We start from the raw sequence: 4,906 nt of genomic DNA, 5'->3' as shown, positions 1-4,906 counted from the left end.
GTATGACAGTGAAGTGGTTAATCAAAATTTAGTGCTTCGATTGAAGTTTAGTGGTAGAAATCGCCACCTTCGCAAAGCCGCGAAACGTTAGTGGCAATGGCAGAACAACCGTACCCCTGAAATTAAACGGCTGAAAAATAACAACCTGACACAGAAAAAAATAATAAAAATCTACCACACAGGATTTTTTTGCAGTACAAAATTCAACCTTGCTTCAACACCTTTTTCCTTTTAAAATACAAAGCTACATAAGACAAAACCGCACAAACAAGTCCAATCCAAATCATAGCCCAAATTGCACCCGAACATTGGGACAACGTTCCTTCTTCTATCAGCAAAATTCTGAATGCCTGTAAGAAATGCGTAAGCGGAATCACATTTGCAACAGCCACAACCCAATCGGGCATTTGCGAAAGCGGCCACGTAAATCCGCTCAAAATAAAGCTCGGAGTGGCTATAACCATCAATATTTCGGTTGCTTTGAGCTGACTCGGAATCAGTATGCTTACCAATATCCCGATAAAGCATACCGACAACACGAAAATTCCCGCTACAAAGGTCAAAGCACCTAGATTTTCATAAAACGGAATCCTGAACCAAAACGTAAACAGATAATACAAGATCCAAATACCGAAGCTCATTATCAGATACGGAATTATCTTAACTGCCATTATTTTAAGTAGGGATTTGTTTTCCGAAACCAATGTTCTGAAAGTTCCGTTTTCGTATTCGGAAGCAAAGGACAAAGCCAAGCCTAACAGCAAAACCTGTTGTAAAACCGTTGCCAAAATGCCAGGCCACAAAAAGTACATATAGTTCGTGCTTCGGTTGTATTTTTTAATAAATGTGGTTTTGAACGGCTCATATTGCGACATTGCCACACTTTCAGGCATTCCTTGTTTTTTAAGAGCTTCAATCTGAACTCCCGCTTTAAGTGTTCCTAAACAAATCTGAATGGCTGTCGAAGCATAATTGGCTGTTAAAACATTCGAAGTATTTACAATGGTAAGCACTTCGGGATATTTTTTGGTCATTACCTGTTTCTCAAAATCTTTCGGAATAATCACAACCGCAGGAATATTATCGTTTTCCGCTACGATTTTAGCTAAATCGTTCTGGTCGTACCGGATAAAAGCCACGTTCAGAACCTCATTATCCTGCATCATTTCAATAGCTTTTCGGCTCATCTGACTTTGGTCTTCATCAACCACCACAACAGGCAAATCGGTAACTTTACCTTTCTGATAAACAAAGCCTAAAAGTATTCCGTACATAATCGGAGCCCCAATAAAAAGCAACCGAAGCACACTGTTATCCCAAAACAAACGGAATTCCCTTTTTATAAGCGAAAAAAAGTTTTTCATAATTTCTTATTACAATTCTAAAGTAACCGTAGTTTTCGTAAACAAATCTTTAGCTTGTTCTACATCAATCGGACTGATTTTTATCTCAAAAAGACTCTCCTGAATTTCATAATCGGGATAAGCCGTTGCGATGTTTGCATAAGCTCCCAAAGCCTTAACCGAAGTTATTTTTCCCTTAACCTGACTTTTGTTATAGACCACATTAACCATTACTTCCTGTCCTTTCTGAACCTTTGAAAGCCGGCTTTCGGGAATCGTAAAACGGAAATAAGTCGATTCCGAAATCGTTCCGCTAATCAAGGTATAACCGGGAAGTGCCAGCTCCCCTGCTTTAAGCGTAATGGACTCTACCGTCATATCCTGCGGAGCAATTATATACCGCTCGGAATCCGCAACCGAAACTTCCTGTAAAGCACCCAAAGCTCTTTCCTGCTGTCCCAATGCCATTTTTTGCTGTTCAATTCTCGCTCCGTATTTCACGTCCGAAATTTCAGCCTGAACAGCCAGATACTGCGATTGGGCTCCCTGATATTTGGCGAAAGCCTCGTCATACATCTGTTGGGAAACCAACGAATCTTTAAGCATATTTGACAATCGGTCAATGGATTTTTGAGCCAATTCGTACTGTTCTTTGAGTGCTTTTTGTTTGGCTTCTAGCTGTTTGAGCTGATTGTCCGTAGCTCCTTTCAAAGTCATATCATATTGGGCTTTTGCCGACTGAACAGCACCCTCTGCCTGACTTTTTTTGGCATCGACTTCGGGAATGTCCAAAATAGCAAGCGTATCTCCTTTTTTGACAAAATCTCCTTCCTGAATACGGATTTCAATGATTTTTCCGGGAATTTTCGATACGATTCCGATTTGCTCCCTTTCGATTTTTCCCTGAATAACCTCGGTTTTCGGCTTACCACAACCGACAGCGGAAATCACTACAACTAATAATAAATATATCTTTTTCATTACTTTTGATAATTTAGTTTAAAATGGTTTTGGTTAATTCTCCTGTTACGGAAAGTGTTTCTAAAGCGGACAGCCTTTGCTCTACTAAAATCTGAATTTTATTGGCTGATGCTTTAAACAAATCGTTTTCTGCTTCCAATCTTTCGGAAATGTTGATAAGCCCTTCCTGATATTGCCTTACAGCCATATACAGATTGTTTGAAGCCACTTTTTCCTGCTCCAGACCGATTTGGTATTTCTGATTCTGAATCCTGTAATTCGCCAGGTTATTTTCCAAAAGCAAAGCAAATTTCTCCTTGGTATCGTCTAATTGATTTTGCACCTGTTCCGCATTTATCTTGGCTTCGTGGATTTTGTGCTTACGTTCAAATCCGCTGAAAATTTCCCATTTCATCGAAAGCCCTACCATCCAATTCGGACTCATCGTAAATTCGTTCATTCTTCCGTAAAGTCGGGAATTTACCATTGGAATTTCGGGAGTAATCATCGTAGCGTCAAAAAGGCTCGCATAAGTAACACCTCCGAATGCTCCCAAAACAGGAAGATAACTCCCTTTTTCTTTCTTAATCATATAATCCGATGCTTTTTTGAACGATTCCAAAGCTTTTAGCTCCTGTTTATTTTCAACCGATAAATCTTCCGAAATCACATAAGGAACAAGTAAATATTCTACTTCTTTGATTTGGTTTTCGGAATATCCCGTGAGGTAATTTATTTTTTGGTAAAGGACTTTTCGTTTTCCTTCCATTTCTATCTTTTTGGATTGTAATTCGAGATTTGCCAATTTGATTTTGTCCCTGTCATACGGAATGGCAAGTCCTTCTTCGATAGCCCTTTCTACTCTTTTGGCTTCGGTAGCCAATCGTTTTTCGCTGTCAATCAGCAATTTTTCGACTTCGTTCAACAAGTGTACTTGGTCAAAGGAATGAATCACTTCTTTAATTAAACTTTCTTTTTCAGCCTCGGAAAGATAAGCCGTTCCGATTCGTTTTTGCTCCAAAGCCTTTGCTCCGTTTTCAATCTGAAAACCACTAAACAAAACCGTTTTTGCCATCAGGCTACCCATCAATAAGTTTCCGTAACTGTCAAACGATTGCTTTCCGTCAAAAACCGGCTGATTGATAACCGGAATGTTTCCTGTCGGTAAATCGAGCGTTATTTTCGTATCGAAATACATATAATTTGCCGAACCCTCTACTTTCGGAATGTATTTGTTCCAAACGCTTTTCTTTTCCGTACTGATTTTTTCCACTTCCAAATCTTTGTTTCGGATAGATGCGTTTTTGTCGATTGCTTCCTGAATTGCTTCCTGCAAAGACGAACTCACATCAATTTGAGCCTTTCCTTCAAAAGCCAAAAAACAGAAAAGTATAGGCAGTAATTTTTTAATTTTCATTTTACCTCTAAATTTTGATATATTTTATGGAACACTTCTTTTACTGTCAATATATTTTCCACACTGATTCCTTTAATAGATTCTTCTACGGTAGCATTGACAAGATTCATAACTTTTTCCTGCATTTGCTTTCCTTTTTTTGTCAGAAAAATCAAATTAGACCTTCTGTCGTTTATATCAGGCTTCCGCTTAACCAAACCGTCTTTTTCCATATTGTCAATCAAACGGGTTACGCCTGGTCTGTCCCGAAAGCTCTTATCTGCCAGATACTGTTGCGAACAGCCGTCATTTTCCCACAAAACAGCCAAAATAGACCATTGTTCCTTGCTTAATTCTACTCCGTTCTGTTTGAAATTCTTATTCAAAACACGATTAAATGCCTGAGGCGTCCTGCCCGTAAGCAGATTGTAAAAATCCTGATATTCTAAAATTGATTGCATAAACAATTGTTGTTTCTGCAACAAAAGTATAACAAATTTTTCAAACGAAACTGTTTTTTGAAAAAATTAACTTTTGGAAAAAAAGCAAAAGTTTTTTTAGTCTTTTGATTTACAGATAAATGAATCAAACAAAGAGTAAACAAACAGCCACAGCCACTAACAAAGGTTTTGCAAGAGAGCGGGTTAAGTGCTAAATTCAACTTTTGTGCTTCTATTCCGCAAAAACCATTTTTTATTTGCTTGAAAAGTGTAAATTAGCAAATAAAAAAATGGTTTTGCTACGTTGGTGCTAAATTGAAAGTTTGTGCTTTCTAATCCTCTCCCTCGCAAAGCCCCGAACCGTTGATATTTCATTCTTACATCACAGAAATTTTGTATCTTAGCATCATAGCAATTGCAGCTAGAACGTATGTCAAACCAGTGAGCGATTCGGTGAGTTGGGAAAAGGGATGGTTGTAAAACATTGATAAAGAGATTGCTGCCCGATAGGTTCGATTCCCCTACGGGCTACCGAGAGGCTCCAAAGATAGCCGACAAGATTCAAAAACCGCCTTTAAATACGTTTAGAGGCGGTTTTTCGTTTTATAAGGTTCGTCAAAATTCACCCAAATTCGACAAAAAGAACCCCCAAAAGAACCCCCGACACCTTGCGTGTCCGCCCGATATTCTGTATCTTGCATTATTGTTTAACGGTTTAAAATCAGAGGATTATGAGCAGAACGGTAAAAATCGAATGTGGCATCAGT

General features: G+C 38.6%; 4 protein-coding genes. All 4 read right to left on the bottom strand.

The features are described 5' to 3' along the window. Positions 1–203: 203 nt before the first annotated feature. Genes JHJ32_RS22360 through JHJ32_RS22345 form a run of 4 tightly spaced genes read right to left on the bottom strand, consistent with a single transcriptional unit; the run spans position 204 to position 4,160 of the window. The gene (locus JHJ32_RS22360; RefSeq protein ID WP_200122895.1) at positions 204–1,364 is read right to left on the bottom strand and encodes an ABC transporter permease; all 1,161 of its coding nucleotides are present in this window, start codon (positions 1,362–1,364) and stop codon (positions 204–206) included. Positions 1,365–1,373: 9 nt separating this feature from the next. Beyond that, complete coding sequence (locus JHJ32_RS22355; RefSeq protein ID WP_200122893.1) at positions 1,374–2,324, bottom strand: HlyD family secretion protein; 951 nt, start codon at positions 2,322–2,324, stop codon at positions 1,374–1,376. Between the two features lie 13 nt (positions 2,325–2,337). Next, positions 2,338–3,720: a TolC family protein gene (locus JHJ32_RS22350; protein ID WP_200122891.1), complete on the bottom strand. Its 1,383-nt coding sequence runs from the start codon at positions 3,718–3,720 to the stop codon at positions 2,338–2,340. Next, complete coding sequence (locus JHJ32_RS22345) at positions 3,717–4,160, bottom strand: MarR family winged helix-turn-helix transcriptional regulator (protein ID WP_200122889.1); 444 nt, start codon at positions 4,158–4,160, stop codon at positions 3,717–3,719. The genes JHJ32_RS22350 and JHJ32_RS22345 overlap by 4 nt, the downstream gene beginning before the upstream one ends. Positions 4,161–4,906: the final 746 nt, after the last annotated feature.

Origin of the sequence: Parapedobacter sp. ISTM3, assembly GCF_016533505.1 — a bacterium.
In the GTDB taxonomy this organism is placed as follows: Bacteria; Bacteroidota; Bacteroidia; order Sphingobacteriales; family Sphingobacteriaceae; genus Parapedobacter; species Parapedobacter luteus.
This window is presented reverse-complemented; position numbering and strand designations above follow the sequence as displayed.

Excerpts from the sequence above, each read along its gene's own strand:
- JHJ32_RS22360 (WP_200122895.1), bottom strand. The coding sequence starts at position 1,364 with ATGAAAAACTTTTTTTCGCTTATAAAAAGGGAATTCCGTTTGTTTTGG.
- JHJ32_RS22355 (WP_200122893.1), bottom strand. The coding sequence starts at position 2,324 with ATGAAAAAGATATATTTATTATTAGTTGTAGTGATTTCCGCTGTCGGT.
- JHJ32_RS22350 (WP_200122891.1), bottom strand. The coding sequence starts at position 3,720 with ATGAAAATTAAAAAATTACTGCCTATACTTTTCTGTTTTTTGGCTTTT.
- JHJ32_RS22345 (WP_200122889.1), bottom strand. The coding sequence starts at position 4,160 with ATGCAATCAATTTTAGAATATCAGGATTTTTACAATCTGCTTACGGGC.